Genomic DNA, 20,383 nt, shown 5'->3' with positions numbered 1-20,383 from the left:
TAAATATTTTACGATTTTTTCTTAACTACGTGGGAATAATGGAAATATAACTTAAAAAGTTTGTGATTTTAAAATTATTACAGTTAATTTGTCTGTGTTTTTGTTTTAATAAAAAGAGGTTTTAACAAACAATTGTTAAACAAAGTGTATGAAAATGGTAAACAAATACTTTTATAACCTAGCATTTGATGTGTTATATGTTTAGTTTTTTAAGAAGAAAACCCAGGGTATATTCTAAAATTGAAAATCATATTTTTGGAATTATTACGGAGCTTTTAAAAGTAAGCAGTACAGATATCAATGTAGATGAATTGGGGGGAAAATATTATTTAAGTAACGAAGAGCAGCACTTTAAAGTTACAATCTTAAGTAACGATTATGTTATCAGGCTTACTAATACCCGGGATTCAGTTGCAGAAAAATACGATAAATTTTTTGTTGAGGATGTTTTGAAAGCTGTTAAGGAAGAAAAACACCGCAGAATGGAACTTGTCTATGATTCTATTACAAACAGTATAGAAAAAATGGCCGAGCGCCTTCATAATACCCTTATTGAATCTAACGAACAGGAAAATGAAAAAGTTCGTCGTCTGCAGGCAGAACATGTTAGTGATCAGAAAGTTACTTTAAACTAATATTTGATTTACTCTTGTAAAATCATTTCATCGTACGAGAGAATGGTATCATATCCCTTTGCTGCAAAATAATTCTTAGGATTTTCTTTTGAAATTACCATAACAAAATCTCCTCCCCAGGCTCCAAGACTTTTAATTGTACCATTAAAATTAGAAAAAGCAATTTCTTTGATGGTTTGTATTTCAAGAATATTACTTAAGTGAATTTCATGTTTTTCTACTGCACGCGCAAATTCATTTAAAGTTTTAGCATTTAAAATGGCATGTGTAATTTTGTTGTTTTCTGCAATACTTTTAGCCAGATTTTGATCTTTGTGTCTGTTATAAGCATGGATTGCAGCTTTGCTGTTTTGTTTTTTATTTAGATAAACAAAAAATATGTTTTTTGTAAAATCCGGGTTGAAAGTAACCGGTTCTACAAAATTATTTTCTACTCTATATATAATAGGAGTATTATTTTGTGCACAGGCAATATCATAACCGCTTCCGCCGAAACTATTTCTAAGAAGTGTAAAAGCATTAATTTTGGTCCATTGTGCAATATTGTTGATTAGTGTCGACGAGGTTCCTAGTCCCCAGTTTCTTGGAAAAGTAAGATTGGTTGTGATTTTATATCCATCTGCTTTTTGAATGAATTCCGGATTTAAATTATATGCTTCATGAAGTATATTAATTAAGGTTGTCTTTACAGTTTCAATTTCAGAATGAATATTGTTTATGACTTCATCAAATGAAATAACAGCTTCAAACCAAAGTTGGTTGTTGTAGTCGAAACTTTTCCATTCAATTATTTGGTTTTCGCCATTTTCAACAACTAAATTCTGACCAAATTTTGTTGGTAATGCAAAGGCATCGGCTCCGTCTAAAACTAAATATTCTCCGGATATGAATAATTTTCCGTTACTGTAAAAGGTTTTTTTCATGCTTTAATTTTAAAACAAATTCCCAATATCTTAAACACCAAATTCCAAATATAACCGGAGCTTGGGATCTTTTAAAGACTATAATTTTTTGGAAATTTATTTATTTTGTTTTCTTAAACTTTCAATAAATTCAACTACAGCGCTGTGCGAAACAGTATTTTTCTTAAAATGCGCTTTAATTAAATGACGCTCTTCATTAGTAGCTTCAAACTGGTTGATAATATTATTAAGGTGCATTTTCATGTGTCCTTCCTGGATTCCGGTTGTGGTTAAAGAACGCAGTGCTGCAAAATTTTGTGCTAAACCTGCCACAGCTGTAATTTCCATTAATTCTTTTGCAGAAGGTTTTTCAAGCATTTCCAGACATAATTTAACTAACGGATGTAATGAAGTTAATCCGCCGACGGTTCCTAATGCTAAAGGGATTTCGAGCCAGAATGTAAAAATTCCTTCTTCAATTTTAGCATGAGACAAACTTGCGTACTGTCCATTTTTTGAAGCATACGCATGAACGCCGGCTTCTACAGCTCTAAAATCGTTTCCGGTTGCCAAGACTACTGCATCAACACCATTCATTATACCTTTATTGTGAGTCACGGCCCTAAAAGGTTCAACTTCGGCAATTTGAACGGCCTGAACAAAACGCTCGGCAAATTCATGTGGATTTTGAATATGTTTTTCTGCTAAATCTTCAATTGGACATGAAACCTCTGCTCTTACAAGACAATTCGGAACATAATTAGACAAAATACTCATAATTACAGTCAGTGTGTCTTCTTCAGAAAATAAATCAGAATTCTGAAATTCTTCTTTTAAAGTAGCGGCAAACTGCTCCAGACAGGAATTGATAAAATTCGCCCCCATACTGTCTTTAGTTTCAAAAGAAGCATGAAGCTGGTAGTAATTTTCCAGTAAATTTCGTTTGTCTTTTAAATGAATATCTAATATACCGCCGCCGCGTTCCTGCATGTTTTTTGTAATGCTTTGTGTATCAGCAAAAAACTTTGGTTTTATATGCTGAAAAAATGATTGCAGTTTTTCGGCATCTCCATTAAAAGTAAAATGTACCTGGCCAATTTTTTCGGTATCAATTATTGTCGCTTTAAAACCTCCGCGTGAAGCCCAAAATTTTGCAGCTTTTGATGCCGCAGCAACTACAGAGCTTTCTTCGATCGCCATTGGGATCGTTTTATATTTGCCATTAATCAAAAAATTAGGAGCAACTCCAAGCGGAATGTATAGATTCGTAATCGTATTCTCAATAAATTCATCATGAAGCTGTTGGAGCTTTTCGTCTGAATTCCAGTAATTTCTTATAATATTTAAGGCCTCTTCGGGAGTCGAAAAATATTCGTTTGCAATCCAGTTAATTTTTTCTTTTTTGGATAATTTAGAAAATCCGGCAACAGCGTTGTTCATTCTCAATATATTAAATAATAATGTTGCCGCAAAGATACTATTTTAAGAGTTTTGATTGCAATCTATTTCAAATTTGAAAATACGCAATCGTTATTTTTTTTAACATTTAACACTTAAAATGTGTATTATGTTTATTTTTTTTACTAAAATTGGGCTCTTTTTATATTTAAAATAATTCTGATGAATAGAAGTAAAATTACTGTAATATTATTGTTATTAGTCGCAACGGTTTTTGGACAGCAAAAAATAACAATTGAAAATATTTATGGCGGGGCATTTCGTGCAAAAGGAATGGACGAACTGCAATCTTTAAAGAACACAAATCAATATACTGTTTTAAATGTTGATCAGGCAAGCCGGACAATGCAGATTGATTTATACGATTTTGCAACCCTGAAAAAAGTATCGAACCTTATTGATACTAAAAACCACAAAGAACTTTCAGACGGAATTGATAGCTATACCTTCGATGCTGCAGAAAAAAAGATTTTAATTGCTTGTAATTCTAACCAAATCTTCCGTCACTCTTTTACAGCAGATTATTTTTTATATGATATCGCTTCTAAATCTTTAACAAAACTTGTTGATTTTCAAATTCAGGAGCCAACTTTTTCTCCTGACGGAACTAAAATCGCCTATGCTAAAGAAAACAATTTATATGTTTATGATGTAGCGTCGAAAAAATCAACTGCGGTTACTACAGACGGAAAGAAAAATGCTGTAATTAATGGTATTACAGACTGGGTTTACGAAGAAGAATTTGCTTTTGTACGCGCATTCGACTGGAGCAAAGACAGTAAAAAATTAGCTTACATTCGATTTGACGAAAGTGAGGTTCCGGAATTTTCAATGTCAATCTTCAAAAAAGATTTGTATCCAACAATCGAAACATTTAAATATCCAAAAGCAGGAGAAAAAAATTCAGTAGTTTCATTACATATATATGATGCGGCTGCAAATGCAACTAAAAAAGTTGATTTAGGAAATTATAATGATTTTTATATTGCAAGAATGCAATGGACAAATGATAATAATACATTATCAGCTCAGGTTTTAAACCGCCATCAGGATAATCTGGATTTATTGTTTATTGACGGAACAACAGCTGCAGCAAAAGTAGTTTTGAATGAAAAAGACAAAGCTTATGTTGATGTTACAGACAATTTGACTTTCTTAAAAGATAACAGTTTTATCTGGACAAGCGAAAAAGATGGCTTTAATCATATTTATGTTTATGATAAAACCGGAAAACTTAAAAATCAGGTTACAAAAGGAAACTGGGAAGTAGTTTCTTATTACGGTTTCGACGAAAAAACAAAAACTATTTTCTATCAGTCTACAGAAAATGGTTCTATCAACAGAGATATTTACAGAATTGGTTTAGACGGAAAAAACAAAGCCCGTTTAACGACAAAAGTAGGAACAAGCGCGGCAACTTTCAGCCCGAATTTCCAATATTTCATTACAACATTTTCAAGTAATTTACAGCCTACAACTTATACTTTAAACGAGGCTAAAACAGGAAAAGAAATTCAGGTTATTGAAAACAATCAGGCTCTTGCTGATAAATTAAAAGCTTATAACCTTCCTGCAAAAGAATTCTTTGTTTTAAAAACAGCTAAAGGAAACGAACTTAACGCATGGATTTTAAAACCAAAAGATTTTGATCCTTCAAAAAAATATCCTGTTTTCATGTACCAGTATTCTGGTCCGGGATCTCAGCAGGTAAATAACGACTGGAATAACAGCGATGATTACTGGTTTTTATCTCTTACACAGCAAGGTTATATCGTAGCTTGTGTTGACGGTAGAGGAACTGGTTTTAAAGGTGCTGATTTCAAAAAAGTAACTCAGAAAGAATTAGGAAAATACGAAGTTGAAGATCAGATTGATGCTGCAAAAGTAATTGGAGCTTATCCTTATGTTGATGCTTCAAGAATTGGAATTTTCGGATGGAGTTATGGAGGTTTTATGGCTTCTAACTGTATCTTTCAGGGGAATGATGTATTTAAAATGGCAATTGCTGTTGCGCCGGTTACAAACTGGAGATTTTATGACAGCGTTTACACAGAGAGATACATGCAGACTCCACAGGAAAACGCAAGCGGATACGATCAGAACTCTCCTATAAATCATGTTGACAAATTAAAAGGTAAGTTTTTATTAATTCATGGTTCTGGTGATGATAACGTTCATGTGCAAAACTCAATGCAGATGATGGAAGCATTAATTCAGGCAAATAAGCAATTCGATTCTCAAATATATCCAGATAAAAACCACGGAATTTATGGCGGAAAAACGAGAATTCAGCTTTATAATAAGATGACAAATTTCATCAAAGAAAATCTATAATTAAAAAATATTAACCTTTAAATATAATGAATAATATGGGAGAAACTCAAGTAAAAACTGCGCATCCAAAAGGACTTTGGGTATTGTTTGGAACGGAGATGTGGGAGAGATTCAATTTCTATGGAATGCGAGCTTTATTAACTTTATTTCTTGTGAATTCATTATTAATGAAAGAAGAAGAAGCTTCTCTGATTTATGGAGGTTTCCTTGGACTTTGTTATTTAACTCCAATGCTTGGAGGTTTTATTGCCGACCGCTTTTTAGGAAACAGAAATTGTATCATTTTAGGCGGATTGCTAATGGCAGTTGGTCAAATGCTATTGTTTACCAGCGGAAGTGTTTTTGAATCTAATTTAGAAATGGCAAAAGCAATCATGTATTGCGGTTTAGGTGTAATTGTTTTTGGTAACGGATTCTTCAAACCAAATATTTCAAGTATGGTTGGAAGTTTGTATCCAAAACAGGAAAAAACAAAACTGGATACCGCTTTTACAATTTTCTACATGGGAATTAACATGGGAGCTTTCTTAGGGCAGTCAATTTGTCCTTTATTAGGAGATGTAAAAGATGCAGGAGGAATTAGAGATATTCATGCTTTTAGATGGGGATTCATGGCAGCTTCTGCAGCAATGCTTATCGGAACTATTCTTTTCTATTTCTTAAAAAATAAATATGTGGTTTCTCCGGAAGGAAGACCGTTAGGAGGTTTGCCTTCTAAAAATGTAGCAGAAGATTTTGAAGAAGGAGAGGCGCAAAAAGCAAATTTCTCTTCTAAATCATTAGTATTTGCAGGATTGGCATTTATCGCTTTAGGATTATTTTTTCATTACGTAGTAGGTCAGAATTTAATTTATACGTTAATTTATTCTAGCGGTTTGGCATTAGCCGGATTAATCATTTCTGACACTTCATTGACTAAAATTGAAAGAGACAGAATTATTGTAATTTACATTGTTTCGTTCTTTATCGTTTTCTTCTGGGCAGCGTTTGAGCAAGCAGGTTCTTCATTAACTTTTATTGCGGATAATCAAACAGACAGGCATTTCTTCGGCTGGTTAATGCCGCCGTCGATGGTACAGATCTTCAACGGACTTTTTGTTGTGGTAATGGCAGTTCCTTTTAGTATTCTTTGGGATTTCTTAAGAGCTAAAGATAAAGAACCAATTTCGCCAGTAAAATTAGCTGCCGGATTAGTAATTATTTCAGTAAGCTTCTTTATGATTGCTACTCAGGTATCATTCTTAGGTACTTCAGGATTATTACTTGTAAAATGGCTTATCTTATTGTATTTCTTAAATACATGTGCAGAATTATGTTTGTCTCCAATTGGATTATCATTGGTAGGTAAGTTATCTCCAAAACGTTTTGCATCATTATTATACGGAGTGTTTTTCTTGTCAAATGCATCAGGTTATGCATTAGGAGGAACTTTAGGTTCTATTCTTCCTGCAACAGGTGATAAATTTGCGAAAGCAAAAGAATTAGGGATTGATCTTCAGGCTGTTCTTGATAAAACAATTACACCAACTGCGGAACAATTAGCATTATTGGACAAACACCAAATAAGCGCTCAAAATCCTATTTTTGCAGGATTTGAAATTCATAATTTATACGAGTTTTTTATGGTTTTTGTGGTTCTTACAGGTATCGCAGCAATAGTATTATTTGCTTTGACTCCATTGTTGAAAAAAATGATGCATGGTGTTAGATAAGATGGAAGACAAGATTACTGCTTTAGAGGAAATTCAAAATTTTAAAGGCAAGTACCCAAAACAATTGTGGTATTTGTTTTTGGTTGAAATGTGGGAACGTTTTTGTTTCTATGGAATGCGCGGAGTTTTGGCTTTTTTTATGGTAGACCAGTTAGGTTTGCTTGAAGGAAAAGCAAATTTACAATATGGTGCTATTCAGGCATTTGTTTATGCTTTTACTTTTATTGGCGGGATTTTCGCTGATAAAATCTTAGGATTTAAAAAATCGCTTCTTTTTGGAGGAATTGTAATGATTTTGGGGAATTTGCTTATTGCAGCTTCTCCACATGATTTCTTTTACTACGGAATAACACTTTCAATTATCGGGACAGGTTTTTTTAAGCCGAATGTTTCTTCGATGGTTGGAGAGTTGTATCATGAAAATGACGGCCGTCGTGACGCAGGTTACGGACTATTTTACGCAGGAATTAATATAGGTGGAATGCTTGGAGGGGCAATTCCTATTTATTTAGGAAAAAACTATTCATGGAGTCTTTGTTTTCTTTCTGCAGCAATTGTTATGGTTATTGGTGTTGTGACTTTTCTTTTAACAAAAAAGCATTTAGCGCCAATTGGAAATTCTCCGTTAGAAAATTCTCCGCCTAAAAAACGTACTTTGTACGAAATAGCAGTTTATGCAGGTTCTTTTGTGGTGATTCCATTAGTATATATAATGGTTATCAATTCAGACTTTACAGAGTATTTCATGTATACTATGGGAATAGTGGCATTAGGATATTTTGCCTATGAACTGATAATGTTAAAGGATAGAAAACAGCAAAGAAAACTTTTGGCTGCATTTGTATTCATTTTTGGATACTTTATGTTTATGGCAATTTCTGAGCAGTCAGGAGGTTCATTGTCTTTGTTTGCAAAAGATAATTTATCAAACAAGATGTTGTTTTTTCATATTGATCCAAATGTGGTTAATAATAGCATCAACTCATTGTATGTTGTTATTTTCAGTCCATTGGTAGGATTGTTGTGGATATTTATGGCTAAACGAAAAATTGAACCTAATACGGTTATTAAGTTTGGTTTATCATTTGTTTTGCTGGCAGCAGGTTTCTTTATTTTTTATACCGCCAGATTTTTTGTAAATGCAGACGGATTAAGTTCTCTGGATGTTTTTGCTCTGGGATATCTTGTGTATACGCTTGGAGAATTGTGTATCGGCCCAATCGGAATGTCTGTAATCACAAAATTATCGCCTAAAAGATTGTTTGGAATGATGATGGGATTATGGTTTCTATCAAGTGCATTTGGTCAGTTTGCTGCAGGAAAATTGGGAGCTGAAATATCCGATGCCAATACCGGAACTACATTAATGTCTAAGCTTATCGCATATACAGACGGATACTATCAATTAGCAGTGTATTCTTTAATTGCCGGAGTTGTTTTAATTGTTGCAACCCCGCTAATCAGAAGGTTAATGCAGGAAGTGAAATAAGCATGTTTTTTCAATTCATTTTTTGTTTAAATTTGCGAAAAATAACACGTTATGAAAAGAATATTATTAATAGCTTTTTTTGTAGTTGGAGCATTTGCTGGTCAGGCTCAGGAACTAAAATGGTATACTGATGTTAAAGAAGCAATCACGGTAAGTAATAAAGAGCAAAAGCCTATGCTGATGTTTTTTACAGGAAGTGACTGGTGCGGATGGTGCATTCGTTTACAAAATGAAGTTTTAAAAACTGCAGAATTTAAAAAATGGGCCGCTGATAATGTTGTTTTAGTAGAATTGGATTATCCAAGAGCAGTGCCTCAAACGCCGGAGCTTAAAAACCAGAATAATGAGTTACAGCAGGCTTTTGGTATTCAGGGATTTCCAACGGTGTTTTTTACAAGTGCAGAAACAAAAGACGGAAGAATTAACTTTAAAGGGTTGGGTAAAACCGGATATGTTGCCGGGGGACCATCTGCCTGGTTAACAGTTGCAGAAGGAATTGTTCATCCTAAAAAATCTTAAAAAAGTTATTTAAAATAAAATTTAACAGCAAAACTCCTTACAGTAATGTAAGGAGTTTTTTTGTTTAGTAGGAAAAGATTTTCATTTGTTATCTCTGTATTATTATTTCAATATTTATTTATAAATAAAAAAACATATAATGTAATTTTTGATCCAATATAATTTGGATAATTAAAATATTGTGTTAATTTCGTTACGCTATACTAACCAAAACCAATATAATATGACTAAAAAATTACTTATCCTACTGTTTTTTTTAGGTTCATTTTTCATGCACGCACAAACACTTGCATGGCGAACAAACATGACTGATGCGATCGCAATTAGTAATGAAGAAAGAAAACCAATGTTAATTTTATTCACTGCCTCAGGTGTACCAGAAAATCTTCAGAATGAAATATTTAAGACTCCGGATTTTGCAGTTTGGTCACGAGATAATGTAATTCTTGTTAAACTGGATTTGTCTGATGCCACCGCTTCAGATGGAGATAAGGAACAAAATGTAAAATTGAAAAATGCTTTTGGAGTTGACGATCTGCCTCAGGTTTGTTATGCAATGGCTTCAATAAGAAAAAACAAAACAACTTTCAGTGCGCTTGGTAAGATTTCATATAAACCAGGCGGAGCAAAAGCGTGGATTGCTGAATCAAACAATATTTTGCATCCGAGCGAGTAATAATTTAAATTAAGTTTCTTAGTTTAATTTGTAGAATCCCTTTTCAATACTATTGAAAAGGGATATTTTTTTTAAACAATTTAAAATGTAAGTTGTACATTTAATATTTTAAGATGGTAAAATTTTCATTTTTTTCAAATTTTAAACCTTAAAAAATCAATTTCATTTTAATGCAGTTTTTTTGTAACTATTTGTTTTAATGGAGATTGTTGGAAACAGGTTTTGTGTTAATTTAGTTTTATTAACCAGCCCAAAAACCAATAAATTATGACCCGAAAACTACTTATCCTACTGTTTTTTTTAATAACATGTTTAGCTGAATCACAAAATTTAGAATGGAAAACTAATGTGATTGACGCCATTACCCTAAGCAATGAAGAAAGAAAACCATTATTGATTTTTTTTACTGCTGTTAATGTTCCTGAAAATTTACAAAATGAAGTTTTTAAAACATCAGAATTTGAAAAATGGTCCCGTAGAAACGTTATTCTGGTAAAGCTCGATTTGTCAGATTCAGCAGTGTCAAACGAAGTTAAAGAGCAAAACATTAAATTGAAAAATGCTTTTGGTGTTGCCGCCCTGCCGGAAATTTGTTATGCAACCGGTTCAATTAGAAATGGCAAAACTGCTTTTAATCTATTAGGGAGAATCCCATATAGTTCAAATGGTGTAAAATCTTTTATTACCGATTCTAATTTAATTTTAAATCCTGAATAGAAATATTAATTTAATTTATAGTATCCCTTTTCTGCAGTGGCATGAAAAGGGATCTTTTTTTTCTCACAGCTTTCTTTCCACGCTTTTTGAATTTCATAGGCATTCGATCCGTCTGCCACAATAATTTTTGGATGCAGATCCTGTAAAACTCTGTCAAGATTTATTTTAGGAGACTGCGTCAGGATTATAATATCCGGCGTGTCCTTATTTTCATAAACTCCGGAACTGTCAATTATTGCAATTTTCTTTCCGTTAAAAAACAAGACATTCCTTATTTGCTGCGACTTATTCAAAACACTAAAGCTGCCCACCAAATATGCATTAAAAGAATTGCTTTTTGAGCTTTTTTGTGCCGTTGTATCACTTGCAAAAAGCGTAATATTACTGCCAAATCTTTTTGAAATTAAGGTGTTCTTCTTTGTATTATATACTATTAATTCTTTTTGGTTTGCAGTTTCCCTTTTAGAATAAATAAAAGAAATCTGTACTAAAATTATGGAAACAAACACAGCAAGAAGTTTATTATAATTTGGTTTCCTGAGCCATATCGTTGTACTTATTATTAAAAAATAAAGCGTAACCAAATAATAAAAATTAAAACTGATATTCTGTATAACAAACGATTCGAAGGAAGCCACATAATGAATCATTGTATTTAAAATCAAAATACTTTTTTCAAAAATGTAAACTAAAATTTCCGGCGGACTTTTAAAGATTGCAAAAATCATCACAATTATTCCGGCAATCATTATAAAAGATAAAACAGGCAGAATGATAATATTGGTTACAAAAAATAATCCGGGAAATTGATGAAAATAATACAGGCATAATGGTAAAGTACCAATTTGTGCCGCAAATGAAACCGTTAAGGCATCCCAAATATAAATTGCAATTTTATTTTTTGGAGACCAGATTTTCTTCAATATTGGCTGAAGCCAAACTATAAAAAACAATGCCAGATAACTTAATTGAAATCCGACATCAAATAAAAAATAAGGTTCAAAAAGTAATATCAATAAAATAGAAACTAAAAGCGTATGATAAATATTGCCGCTTCTTCGCAAATGATTTCCAATTGCGACAAAAGAAAACATTACAACAGAACGCAGGACAGAAGGTGATAAACCAGAGATAACGGCAAAACCTGCCAATGAAATTAAAATAGAAACTAATTTTATTGCAGAGCCTTTTCGGGTATTTGGAATTGGTTTTAAAACAAACATTATAAAAAGCATTATAAAACCAACATGCAGTCCTGAAACCGAAAGGACATGCGTTGCGCCCGAATATTGATAATCCTTTATAATATCAGAGGAAATCTCCTGCTGCTGGCCTAAGATCAGTGCAAGGGCAACATTCATTTCGTCTTTGCTAAAATGTGCGCTTTCCAGATTTTTAAGAATGGTTGAATGCAGGCGGCCGGAATAATACCAAATGTCTTTTTTAATAACTTTATTAATCCGGATTTCAGATTTTTTGCAATAAAGCTGTGCATAAATCTGTTTGTCGGATAAATATCTGGCATAATCAAATTGGTTTGGATTTTTACTCGAAGGCGTTTTTTTTAGAGTGGTTTTTACTTTAATTTCATTGCCAATAATTAAAGGATTAGGTAAGCTGTCCTTCTGAATATTCACAATAATTTTACCGGAATAATTTTTTTTACCGATGCTGTTTATTAATCCAATATATCGATCATTGTAATCATTGCTTTTGAGTTTTTCATGCAATGTAAAAGTTACAAATTGAGGATTTTCAAATATGGTTTCTGAATGTGTGTAATTTGATTTTTGATAAGTATCAGTATGAAAAATCAAAACGCAGATTCCGGTTGAAAATGAAATAGCTGCACTGCAAATTCCAAAGAAGAGATTTGTCTTTTTGTTTTTCTTCGATAGAAAATAAGAAATACAAAATAAACAGCTGCAAATGCCCAGAAATGCAAATGATAATTCGACAGAAGGCTGGCAGTAATAAGAAACTAAAATCCCGAAAAGAAAAGTGATCGTAATTTTAATCAAAGGAAAATCTAATACTTTCATGGCTTAAAAGTATTAAAAATTTGTAAGAAAATAAATATATTTTTAAATTATGGTTATTCGAGTATTCTGTTGACCTGTTCGAAGGAATTTTTATAATAAGCTTCTTTTGTAGAAGATATTATAACGCCTTTTGAAGTAGAAGAATGCACAAATTTTATTTCATCTGAATTTACTTCAACAATAAGTCCAACATGGTTAATCTGTTTGCTTTTATTGGTTTTGAAGAAAATCAGGTCGCCCTTTTTTGCATCGTTAAGCGGAATTACTTTTCCAATTTTTGCCTGATCATAAGAACTTCTGGGTAATTTAATATTCTCAGATTCAAAAGTAGTGTAAACTAATCCGGAACAGTCAAAACCGCCTTTTGTAGTTCCTCCGGCTTTGTATTTGACACCAACATTATCAGTTGCTGTTTCGATTAAATTTTTTACAATTAATCTGTTTTCTTTTTTTGATTCACTTTTTGATTCATTTTTGCTTACAGCGGTTGAAGTCGATTTACAAGAAACCAAAACGATGGATAGAATAAAGAAAACGAATAGTTTTTTCAAAACAGAATATTTAAGATTTTAAATCAGCAACGATAAGTTTTGCTGTTTTTTTGCTTGCGCCAACTCCGCCTAGTTTTTGCTCTAAAATATCATAATTTTTAAGCAGCTTTTCGCGATAAGAAGGTTCAAGTAATTTGGTCAATTCTTCTTTGATGCGTTTTGTATTACAGTCACCCTGAATTAATTCGGTTACAACTTCCTGATCCATAATTAAATTAACAAGCGAAATGTATTTTAATGTAATAATTCGTTTGGCAATTTGATAAGAAATTGCGCTTCCTTTGTAACACACAACTTCCGGAACTTTAAAAAGAGCAGTTTCCAGAGTGGCAGTTCCTGAAGTAACCAAAGCAGCAGTTGAAGAACGGAGTAAATCATATGTTTTGTTGGAAACAAATGCGATATTTTTGTTTTTTATAAACTGCTGATAAAATTCATAATCCTGACTCGGCGCTCCTGCAATAACGAATTCATAATCCTGAAAATCATCCACAACGCTTAGCATTACGCTCAGCATTTTTGTGATTTCCTGTTTTCGGCTTCCCGGCAGAACGGCAATAATTGGTTTTTCGCCCAAATTATTTTCGGCTCTAAAATCAGATTCATTAAAAGGCGGTTGATTTTGGATGGCATCAATTAAGGGATGGCCAACAAAATCTACCGGAAAATGATGTTTGTCTTCGTAAAAACTTTTTTCAAAAGGCAGAATTACAAACATTCTGTCGACATCTTGTTTTATAGCGTTGATGCGATTTTCTTTCCAGGCCCAAATTTGAGGAGAAATATAATAATGGGTTTTATAATTCAATTCTTTGGCCCACTTTGCAATACGCATATTAAAGCCCGGATAATCAATAAAAATTAAAACATCTGGTTTAAATTCAGAGATATCTTTTTTGCAGAATTTGATGTTATTTAAAATGGTCTTTAAATTGAAAATAACTTCAACAAAACCCATAAAAGCCAATTCGCGATAGTGTTTTACTAATGTTCCGCCAGCTTTTTGCATTAAATCACCGCCCCAAAATCTAATGTCAGCCTGAGGATCTTCTTCATAGATTGCTTTCATTAAATTTGAACCGTGTAAATCTCCAGAAGCTTCGCCGGCTATTATGTAGTATTTCATATCAACAAATTTTTATTGCAGCACAAAGATAGGGTTTAAATAATTATAGTCGAAATAGCCAGCACAATCACAGCTAAAATTACGCCGCGGGCCATCATTTCTTTGTTTCTGTTTAAAAGAATCAAAAAAACAGCAAGGTCTAAAACGGTTCCAATTGTAATTACTTTTCCCAAGTATCCCATTTTTCTAATTGTCTGAATCCCGTTCGAAAAGTCAAATTTTGTAAAAAATGTGATGAATAAATAACTTCCAAGAAGCGAAGTAAAAATTCCGACCATAAATCCAATTATAATTTCTTTTTTATCCATTTAATTTCCAGGTATTAAGTTGCTGCATTGTGTGATGTGCCGTTAGATCAAACTGAACAGGAACTACAGAAATATATCCATTGTCAAGTGCCCATTCATCTGTGTCTTCGCCATTATCTTCATTGGTAAATTTACCTGTTAACCAGTAATAATCTTTACCGTATGGTGTTTGTCTTTTGTCAAATTTTTGCGCATAATAAGCTTTCGCCTGACGACAGATTTTTATTCCCTTAATTTCTTTTTCGCTTAATTTTGGAAAGTTAACATTTAAAACTACTCCAGGAGGAAGTTTGTTGTGTAATGTTTCTAAAGCTATTTTTTTGACAAATGATTTTACAGGCTCAAAATCAGCATTCCAGTCAAAATCCAAAAGCGAAAAACCAATTGCCTGAATACCTTCAATTCCGGCTTCGACGGCGGCACTCATTGTTCCTGAATAAATTACATTAATTGACGAATTGGATCCGTGATTAATTCCTGAAACACACAAGTCCGGTTTTCGTTTTAAGATCTCATTTACTGCCAGTTTCACGCAGTCAACAGGCGTTCCGGAGCAGCTATATTCTGTTATTTTGTCATCATCTTTAGAAATTTTATCCAAAAATAAGGTGTTGTTTATTGTAATTGCATGTCCCATTGCACTTTGAGGCTTATCAGGAGCAACGACCACCACATCGCCAATGGTTTCCATAACGCTTATTAAAGCTCTGATTCCGGGAGCAAGAATTCCGTCGTCATTTGTAACTAATATTAGTGGTTTTTCATTTTTCATGCTGCGTTTTTTATTTTTGATTTATCAAAATTAAAGCTTGTTAGGGCAAATGTAGTAACAGATTTTGGTAGAATACTAACAAATAAATAAAAATTGTAAACTAAATTCGAGAAGACTTTTAGGCATCAAACATTTTTATATCTTTAACAAAAAATTATACTGATCTTGGCATGTTGGCATAGTTTTTACCGTAACTTAGATTAAAAAATTTGATGAATGCTATTATTAAGTTTATGAAAAGAAATTATAAAATACTTATAGCCGTATTATGCTTGTCTTTGACCCTGTTTGCTTTTAAGATAAATGCTGACAAGAATGATGATCCGGATCCAAATAAAGACAAGACACTTTTAGAATTACTGGCGTTCGTTATTGAAAAAGGACATTATAGTCCGGCCGAAATTAATGACGAATTTTCAAAAGGTATTTTTAAAGATTATATCGAAGCATTAGACCCTTCGAAACGATTTTTCCTGCAGTCTGATATTGATGAATTTAAGCAATATGAGTTAATGCTGGATGACCAGTTTTTGAATAAAGACTTAACATTCTTTAATTTGACTTATACAAGATTGATGAAAAGAATGGAAGAGAGCAAAAAACGTTACAAAACAATTTTAGCCCAGCCTTTTAATTATACAACTGATGAGACTTTTAATGCGGATTATGAGCATATTCCGTATGCAAAAAATTTGACTGAAATTAATGAAAGATGGAGAAAACAAATTAAGTTATCTACACTTTCTTCGCTTGTAACAAAACAAAAAATTGAAGAAGAGAAAAAGAAAAAAGATCCTTCTTATCAGGAAAAATCTTTTGAATCTTTAGAAAAAGAAACTCGCGAAAGTTCATTAAAATCATTAGATGATAACTTTAGTGTAATTAAAGATTTGAATAAAGATTACTGGTTTTCAGTGTATCTGAATTCAATTATGGCTCGTTTTGATCCGCATACAAGTTATTTTGCTCCAGAAGAAAAGGATCGTTTTGATGTAAACATCAGCGGAAAACTGGAAGGAATCGGAGCTCGTTTAACAAAGAAAAATGATTTTACTGCAATTGATGAATTGATTTCTGGTGGTCCAGCATGGAAAGGAAAACAGTTAGAAGCAGGAGATTTAATCTTGAAAGTTGCTCAGGGAAATGAAGAGCCGGTAGATGTTGTTGGAATGCGTCTTGATGATGTTGTGAAAAAAATCAAAGGCCATAAAGGAACAGAAGTTAAACTTACGGTTAAAAAAGTTGACGGAAGTATTAAAGTAATTTCAATTATCAGAGATGTTGTTGAAATTGAAGAAACTTATGCAAAATCTAGTATAGTTGAGAAAAACGGATTAAAATACGGTGTGATCTATCTTCCTAAATTTTACATTGATTTTGAAAATAAAGATGGTCGTGATGCCGGAAAAGATATTGCTCTTGAAGTTGAAAGACTGAAAAAGGAAAATGTAAACGGTATTGTTCTTGACGTTCGTGATGATGGTGGAGGATCGCTTTCTACTGTTGTTGATATTGCAGGTTTATTTATTGAAGAAGGACCAATTGTTCAGGTGAAATCTGCGGGCAAAAAGAAAGAAGTTTTATATGATAAAGATAAAAAGATAGAGTGGGACGGACCATTAGTAATTATGGTTAACAGTTTCTCTGCTTCGGCTTCTGAAATTTTAGCGGCTGCAATTCAGGATTACAAAAGAGGTGTAATTATCGGAAGTAAACAAACTTATGGTAAAGGAACAGTGCAGAATGTACTTGATTTGAACCAATTTGTTCGTAATGCAAATTATGGAGATTTAGGAGCTTTGAAAATTACAGGTCAAAAATTCTACAGAATTAACGGAGGTTCTACGCAATTAGAAGGTGTTCACAGTGATGTGGTAATGCCGGATCGTTATGCATATCTTAAAATGGGTGAGCGTGACATTGATAATGCAATGCCTTGGGATAAAATTGATCCTGCTGATTACAGCACTTGGACTTCTAATGAAAATTTCAGCAAAGCAATTGAAAAAAGCAGAAACAGAATTGCACAAAGCACTCAATTTAAATTAATTGAGGACAATGCAAAATGGATCGACGTTAAAAATAAAGAGAACACATACAGCCTGAACATCAATAGTTTTAAACAAACTCAGGAACAGGTTGAAAATGAAGGTAAAAAATACAAACCAATTTCAGATTACAAAAACAATTTGGTTTTTAAATCATTGCCTTATGAAGAGGTTGAGATGAATAACGATGCAACATTAAAAGAAAAAAGAGAAGCTTGGCATCAGGCATTATCTAAAGATGTTTACGTTGAAGAAGCTTTAAATGTTTTAGATGATTTACAGTCTAAATCTTTAGTAAAAGCCGGCGTTTCTCCTAAAATGAAAAAAGATAAATTGGTTAAATCTTAAAAATTTAAACATTTAATTTGTTATCAAAAACGCTTCTTAAAGTAATTTATGAAGCGTTTTTTTTAATTTAAAAGCAAAATAATATTTATGAAAAAAATTCTGGTTTGCAGTTTGTTGGGATTAGTATTGATTTCTTGTAAAAAAGAAAATGGAATAAAGACAGAAATTGTACAGGAACAAAATTCTTTTGTTTCAGATCAAAATAATAATTCAGGATCTTTATATTCCATTTCATATCAGCCTACTTCTACGACAAACCAAATAGTGAAACATACCTATTATACACTTTCTTACAATGAAAAGTTTGAACAGGCTGAATGGGTTGCTTATGAATTAAAGAAAGAATACCTGAAAAACAGAAATTACAAACGTCCTTATTTTATTGAAGATCCAAAAGTAACGACTGGTTCTGCAGACTGGAGAAACTATAAAAAATCCGGTTATGATAAAGGACATCTTTGCCCTGCCGGAGATATGGAGTTTAGTAAGGATGCTTATAATGATACATTTTACACTTCGAATATTTCACCTCAAAAACATGAATTTAATAGCGGAATCTGGAATAGAATAGAACAAAAAACACGTTATTGGGCTGAAAAATACAATGATGTATATGTCGTGACAGGCGGTGTTTTAAAAGATTCAGATAAAAAAATAGGAACAGAAAAAGTTTCTGTTCCTAAATATTTTTATAAAATTGTATTGGCTAAATCCGGAAAGGAACACAAAGCAATTGCTTTTTTAGTTCCTAATGAAGACAGTGACAAACCAATTTATGATTTTGTAGTTCCTATTGAAACTTTAGAAAAAATGACTGGTATTGACTTCTTCCCAAATTTAAAAAACTTAAAAAGCAGTAAGGACTTTTAAATCGGCAATTGTCTGCGTTGGGTTTTCAGCTTTAAAAACAAAGCTTCCGGCTACTAAAACGTCTGCTCCGGCCTCTACTAATTGTTTCGCATTTTTGTTTGTTACACCGCCGTCAATTTCGATAAGTGTTGCTGCATTTTTGCGCGTAATTAATGCTTTTAGCTTTTTAATTTTATGATAAGTATTCTCAATAAAAGATTGTCCGCCAAACCCAGGATTAACACTCATAACACAAACTAAATCAATATCATTTATTACATCTTCTAATAAATCAATATTAGTATGCGGATTAATCGCAACTCCTGTTTTCATTCCTTCAGCCTTGATGGCCTGTAGTGTTCTGTGCAAATGTGTACAAGCTTCGTAGTGTACTGTTAAGCCATTCGCTCCTAAATCGGCAAAGGTTTTAATATATCGATCCGGGTCAATAATCATTAAATGTACATCAATATACTTGTTTGCATGTTTTGAAATAGCTTCTAAAACCGGCATACCAAAGGAAATATTCGGAACAAAAACTCCATCCATGATATCAATATGAAACCAATCAGCCTGACTGTTATTAATCATTTCAATATCGCGTTGTAGATTAGCAAAATCTGCAGCAAGAACAGAAGGAGCTATAAAGGTATTTTTCATTGTGTAGTGGTGTTTTTTACAAAGATAAATTTTTTGCGTTGAAATTTAACCGCAAAGTGCGCATGGATTTACACTAAGGCTACAAAAAAACAAAGTGTAAAGAAAATAAAAAACTCCGGTAATCAGCCGGAGTTTCAATCATCAATCAAAAAACGAACAGTCAATCAAACTGTTGTTTGGGGTAAAATTCCAAATTATAAAACCCAAATCCCAATTTTTATTGGAATTTGGAATTTCAATATTGAAATTTAATATTGTTATCCTAAATAAGTTTTAAGGATTTTACTTCTTGAAGTGTGTTTCAATCTACGGATTGCTTTTTCTTTAATCTGACGAACACGCTCACGAGTTAAGTCGAAAGTTTCTCCAATTTCCTCTAAAGTCATTGGATGCTGATCGCCAAGACCAAAATATAAACGAACCACATCTGCCTCTCTTGGAGTTAATGTCTCTAATGAACGCTCAATTTCAGTACGTAATGATTCATGAATTAACTCTCTGTCCGGGTTTGGAGATTCTCCAGAACGTAAAACGTCGTAAAGGTTAGAATCTTCACCTTCAACAAGAGGTGCATCCATTGATAAGTGACGACCAGAGTTTTTCATAGACTCTTTTACGTCATTTACAGTCATATCAAGTTCTTTTGCAATTTCTTCAGCAGAAGGCGGACGCTCATTAGACTGCTCTAATAAGGCATACATTTTGTTGATTTTATTGATAGAACCAATTTTGTTTAATGGTAAACGAACAATACGTGATTGCTCTGCAAGAGCCTGAAGGATCGATTGACGAATCCACCATACGGCATAAGAAATGAATTTAAAACCACGGGTTTCATCAAAACGCTGTGCAGCTTTAATAAGACCTAAATTTCCTTCATTAATTAAATCAGGAAGAGTTAATCCTTGATTTTGATATTGTTTAGCAACCGATACAACGAAACGTAGGTTGGCTTTTGTTAATTTTTCTAAAGCTCTTTGATCACCAGCCTTTATTCTTTGTGCTAATTCTACCTCTTCATCAGCGGTAATCAGGTCAACTTTTCCGATTTCTTGTAGATATTTATCTAACGATGCAGTTTCACGATTGGTTACCTGCTTGGTGATTTTAAGTTGTCTCATGTTATTTGTCTCCTCAATTTTTAAGTGTCCAAGTAGTTATACGTATCAAGTATCAAAAAAGTTACAAATTGTATCAAAAATAATTTGCTTTTTTTTAAAAGTAAAAAAACCTGTCT

At 32.7% G+C, this 20,383-nt stretch carries 18 protein-coding genes; 9 read left to right on the top strand and 9 right to left on the bottom strand.

Annotated elements, in window-relative coordinates; all coding sequences use genetic code 11:
- The first annotated feature begins 197 nt into the window (after nucleotides 1–197).
- Nucleotides 198–635, top strand: coding sequence for a hypothetical protein (locus ASE21_RS04920; RefSeq protein ID WP_242410226.1), 438 nt, complete (start codon nucleotides 198–200; stop codon nucleotides 633–635).
- Between the two features lie 8 nt (nucleotides 636–643).
- Here the strand turns inward: ASE21_RS04920 and ASE21_RS04915 are convergent, their stop codons facing one another.
- Nucleotides 644–1,558 carry a GYDIA family GHMP kinase gene (locus tag ASE21_RS04915; protein ID WP_057121463.1) on the bottom strand — a complete coding sequence of 305 codons (915 nt, stop codon included), beginning with the start codon at nucleotides 1,556–1,558 and terminating at the stop codon, nucleotides 644–646.
- 96 nt (nucleotides 1,559–1,654) lie between these two features.
- Nucleotides 1,655–2,977 carry a hydroxymethylglutaryl-CoA reductase, degradative gene (locus tag ASE21_RS04910; protein ID WP_057121462.1) on the bottom strand — a complete coding sequence of 441 codons (1,323 nt, stop codon included), beginning with the start codon at nucleotides 2,975–2,977 and terminating at the stop codon, nucleotides 1,655–1,657.
- Nucleotides 2,978–3,157: 180 nt separating this feature from the next.
- On the opposite strand from ASE21_RS04910, the gene ASE21_RS04905 reads away from it, so the two are divergent.
- The 6 genes from ASE21_RS04905 to ASE21_RS04880 all read left to right on the top strand — a co-directional run bounded on the left by ASE21_RS04905 (nucleotide 3,158) and on the right by ASE21_RS04880 (nucleotide 10,442).
- Nucleotides 3,158–5,329 carry a S9 family peptidase gene (locus ASE21_RS04905; protein WP_057121461.1) on the top strand — a complete coding sequence of 724 codons (2,172 nt, stop codon included), beginning with the start codon at nucleotides 3,158–3,160 and terminating at the stop codon, nucleotides 5,327–5,329.
- Between the two features lie 35 nt (nucleotides 5,330–5,364).
- Nucleotides 5,365–7,041 (top strand): peptide MFS transporter, encoded by a 1,677-nt coding sequence (locus ASE21_RS04900; protein ID WP_057121460.1) that lies wholly within the window; start codon nucleotides 5,365–5,367, stop codon nucleotides 7,039–7,041.
- A 1-nt stretch (nucleotide 7,042) separates the two neighbouring features.
- Nucleotides 7,043–8,530 (top strand): peptide MFS transporter, encoded by a 1,488-nt coding sequence (locus ASE21_RS04895; protein WP_057122330.1) that lies wholly within the window; start codon nucleotides 7,043–7,045, stop codon nucleotides 8,528–8,530.
- Between the two features lie 51 nt (nucleotides 8,531–8,581).
- Entirely contained in the window at nucleotides 8,582–9,049 is a 468-nt protein-coding gene (locus tag ASE21_RS04890; RefSeq protein WP_057121459.1) for a thioredoxin family protein, read from the top strand.
- 223 nt (nucleotides 9,050–9,272) lie between these two features.
- The gene (locus ASE21_RS04885) at nucleotides 9,273–9,725 is read left to right on the top strand and encodes a hypothetical protein (RefSeq protein ID WP_057121458.1); all 453 of its coding nucleotides are present in this window, start codon (nucleotides 9,273–9,275) and stop codon (nucleotides 9,723–9,725) included.
- Nucleotides 9,726–9,992: 267 nt separating this feature from the next.
- Nucleotides 9,993–10,442 carry a hypothetical protein gene (locus ASE21_RS04880; RefSeq protein ID WP_057121457.1) on the top strand — a complete coding sequence of 150 codons (450 nt, stop codon included), beginning with the start codon at nucleotides 9,993–9,995 and terminating at the stop codon, nucleotides 10,440–10,442.
- Between the two features lie 5 nt (nucleotides 10,443–10,447).
- On the opposite strand, the gene ASE21_RS04875 is transcribed toward ASE21_RS04880, so the two are convergent.
- Genes ASE21_RS04875 through surE form a run of 5 tightly spaced genes read right to left on the bottom strand, consistent with a single transcriptional unit; the run spans nucleotide 10,448 to nucleotide 15,241 of the window.
- Nucleotides 10,448–12,484: a ComEC/Rec2 family competence protein gene (locus tag ASE21_RS04875; protein ID WP_057121456.1), complete on the bottom strand. Its 2,037-nt coding sequence runs from the start codon at nucleotides 12,482–12,484 to the stop codon at nucleotides 10,448–10,450.
- A gap of 53 nt (nucleotides 12,485–12,537) precedes the next feature.
- Nucleotides 12,538–13,035, bottom strand: coding sequence for a C40 family peptidase (locus tag ASE21_RS04870; protein WP_057121455.1), 498 nt, complete (start codon nucleotides 13,033–13,035; stop codon nucleotides 12,538–12,540).
- 10 nt (nucleotides 13,036–13,045) lie between these two features.
- Nucleotides 13,046–14,161, bottom strand: coding sequence for a lipid-A-disaccharide synthase (lpxB, locus tag ASE21_RS04865; RefSeq protein WP_057121454.1), 1,116 nt, complete (start codon nucleotides 14,159–14,161; stop codon nucleotides 13,046–13,048).
- A 35-nt stretch (nucleotides 14,162–14,196) separates the two neighbouring features.
- The gene (locus ASE21_RS04860) at nucleotides 14,197–14,469 is read right to left on the bottom strand and encodes a hypothetical protein (RefSeq protein ID WP_057121453.1); all 273 of its coding nucleotides are present in this window, start codon (nucleotides 14,467–14,469) and stop codon (nucleotides 14,197–14,199) included.
- On the bottom strand, nucleotides 14,462–15,241 hold the full coding sequence (surE, locus tag ASE21_RS04855) for a 5'/3'-nucleotidase SurE (RefSeq protein ID WP_057121452.1): 780 nt from the start codon (nucleotides 15,239–15,241) through the stop codon (nucleotides 14,462–14,464). Before surE ends, ASE21_RS04860 begins: the two co-directional genes overlap by 8 nt.
- Nucleotides 15,242–15,453: 212 nt before the next feature.
- Here surE and ASE21_RS04850 point away from each other — a divergent pair, with 212 nt between their 5' ends.
- Both ASE21_RS04850 and ASE21_RS04845 read left to right on the top strand, forming a co-directional pair.
- Nucleotides 15,454–17,637 (top strand): carboxy terminal-processing peptidase, encoded by a 2,184-nt coding sequence (locus ASE21_RS04850; RefSeq protein WP_057121451.1) that lies wholly within the window; start codon nucleotides 15,454–15,456, stop codon nucleotides 17,635–17,637.
- 87 nt (nucleotides 17,638–17,724) lie between these two features.
- A complete protein-coding gene (locus ASE21_RS04845; RefSeq protein ID WP_057121450.1) occupies nucleotides 17,725–18,507 on the top strand; it encodes a DNA/RNA non-specific endonuclease in 783 nt (260 codons plus the stop codon).
- On the opposite strand, the gene rpe is transcribed toward ASE21_RS04845, so the two are convergent.
- Both rpe and ASE21_RS04835 read right to left on the bottom strand, forming a co-directional pair.
- Nucleotides 18,484–19,146: a ribulose-phosphate 3-epimerase gene (gene rpe / locus ASE21_RS04840; RefSeq protein ID WP_057121449.1), complete on the bottom strand. Its 663-nt coding sequence runs from the start codon at nucleotides 19,144–19,146 to the stop codon at nucleotides 18,484–18,486. The genes ASE21_RS04845 and rpe overlap by 24 nt on opposite strands.
- Before the next feature lie 257 nt (nucleotides 19,147–19,403).
- Nucleotides 19,404–20,267, bottom strand: coding sequence for an RNA polymerase sigma factor RpoD/SigA (locus ASE21_RS04835; protein ID WP_007804760.1), 864 nt, complete (start codon nucleotides 20,265–20,267; stop codon nucleotides 19,404–19,406).
- Nucleotides 20,268–20,383 lie beyond the last annotated feature (116 nt).

Source organism: Flavobacterium sp. Root901 (assembly GCF_001429765.1).
Classification (GTDB): Bacteria; Bacteroidota; Bacteroidia; order Flavobacteriales; family Flavobacteriaceae; genus Flavobacterium.
This window is presented reverse-complemented; position numbering and strand designations above follow the sequence as displayed.

What these genes read in the sequence shown, in the direction of transcription:
- ASE21_RS04905 (WP_057121461.1), top strand. Translation starts at nt 3,158, where the DNA reads ATGAATAGAAGTAAAATTACTGTAATATTATTGTTATTAGTCGCAACG.
- ASE21_RS04900 (WP_057121460.1), top strand. Translation starts at nt 5,365, where the DNA reads ATGGGAGAAACTCAAGTAAAAACTGCGCATCCAAAAGGACTTTGGGTA.
- lpxB (WP_057121454.1), bottom strand. Translation starts at nt 14,161, where the DNA reads ATGAAATACTACATAATAGCCGGCGAAGCTTCTGGAGATTTACACGGT.
- ASE21_RS04885 (WP_057121458.1), top strand. Translation starts at nt 9,273, where the DNA reads ATGACTAAAAAATTACTTATCCTACTGTTTTTTTTAGGTTCATTTTTC.
- ASE21_RS04835 (WP_007804760.1), bottom strand. Translation starts at nt 20,267, where the DNA reads ATGAGACAACTTAAAATCACCAAGCAGGTAACCAATCGTGAAACTGCA.
- ASE21_RS04890 (WP_057121459.1), top strand. Translation starts at nt 8,582, where the DNA reads ATGAAAAGAATATTATTAATAGCTTTTTTTGTAGTTGGAGCATTTGCT.
- ASE21_RS04850 (WP_057121451.1), top strand. Translation starts at nt 15,454, where the DNA reads ATGAATGCTATTATTAAGTTTATGAAAAGAAATTATAAAATACTTATA.
- ASE21_RS04910 (WP_057121462.1), bottom strand. Translation starts at nt 2,977, where the DNA reads ATGAACAACGCTGTTGCCGGATTTTCTAAATTATCCAAAAAAGAAAAA.
- rpe (WP_057121449.1), bottom strand. Translation starts at nt 19,146, where the DNA reads ATGAAAAATACCTTTATAGCTCCTTCTGTTCTTGCTGCAGATTTTGCT.
- ASE21_RS04875 (WP_057121456.1), bottom strand. Translation starts at nt 12,484, where the DNA reads ATGAAAGTATTAGATTTTCCTTTGATTAAAATTACGATCACTTTTCTT.
- ASE21_RS04915 (WP_057121463.1), bottom strand. Translation starts at nt 1,558, where the DNA reads ATGAAAAAAACCTTTTACAGTAACGGAAAATTATTCATATCCGGAGAA.
- ASE21_RS04860 (WP_057121453.1), bottom strand. Translation starts at nt 14,469, where the DNA reads ATGGATAAAAAAGAAATTATAATTGGATTTATGGTCGGAATTTTTACT.
- ASE21_RS04895 (WP_057122330.1), top strand. Translation starts at nt 7,043, where the DNA reads ATGGAAGACAAGATTACTGCTTTAGAGGAAATTCAAAATTTTAAAGGC.
- ASE21_RS04880 (WP_057121457.1), top strand. Translation starts at nt 9,993, where the DNA reads ATGACCCGAAAACTACTTATCCTACTGTTTTTTTTAATAACATGTTTA.
- ASE21_RS04845 (WP_057121450.1), top strand. Translation starts at nt 17,725, where the DNA reads ATGAAAAAAATTCTGGTTTGCAGTTTGTTGGGATTAGTATTGATTTCT.
- ASE21_RS04920 (WP_242410226.1), top strand. Translation starts at nt 198, where the DNA reads ATGTTTAGTTTTTTAAGAAGAAAACCCAGGGTATATTCTAAAATTGAA.
- surE (WP_057121452.1), bottom strand. Translation starts at nt 15,241, where the DNA reads ATGAAAAATGAAAAACCACTAATATTAGTTACAAATGACGACGGAATT.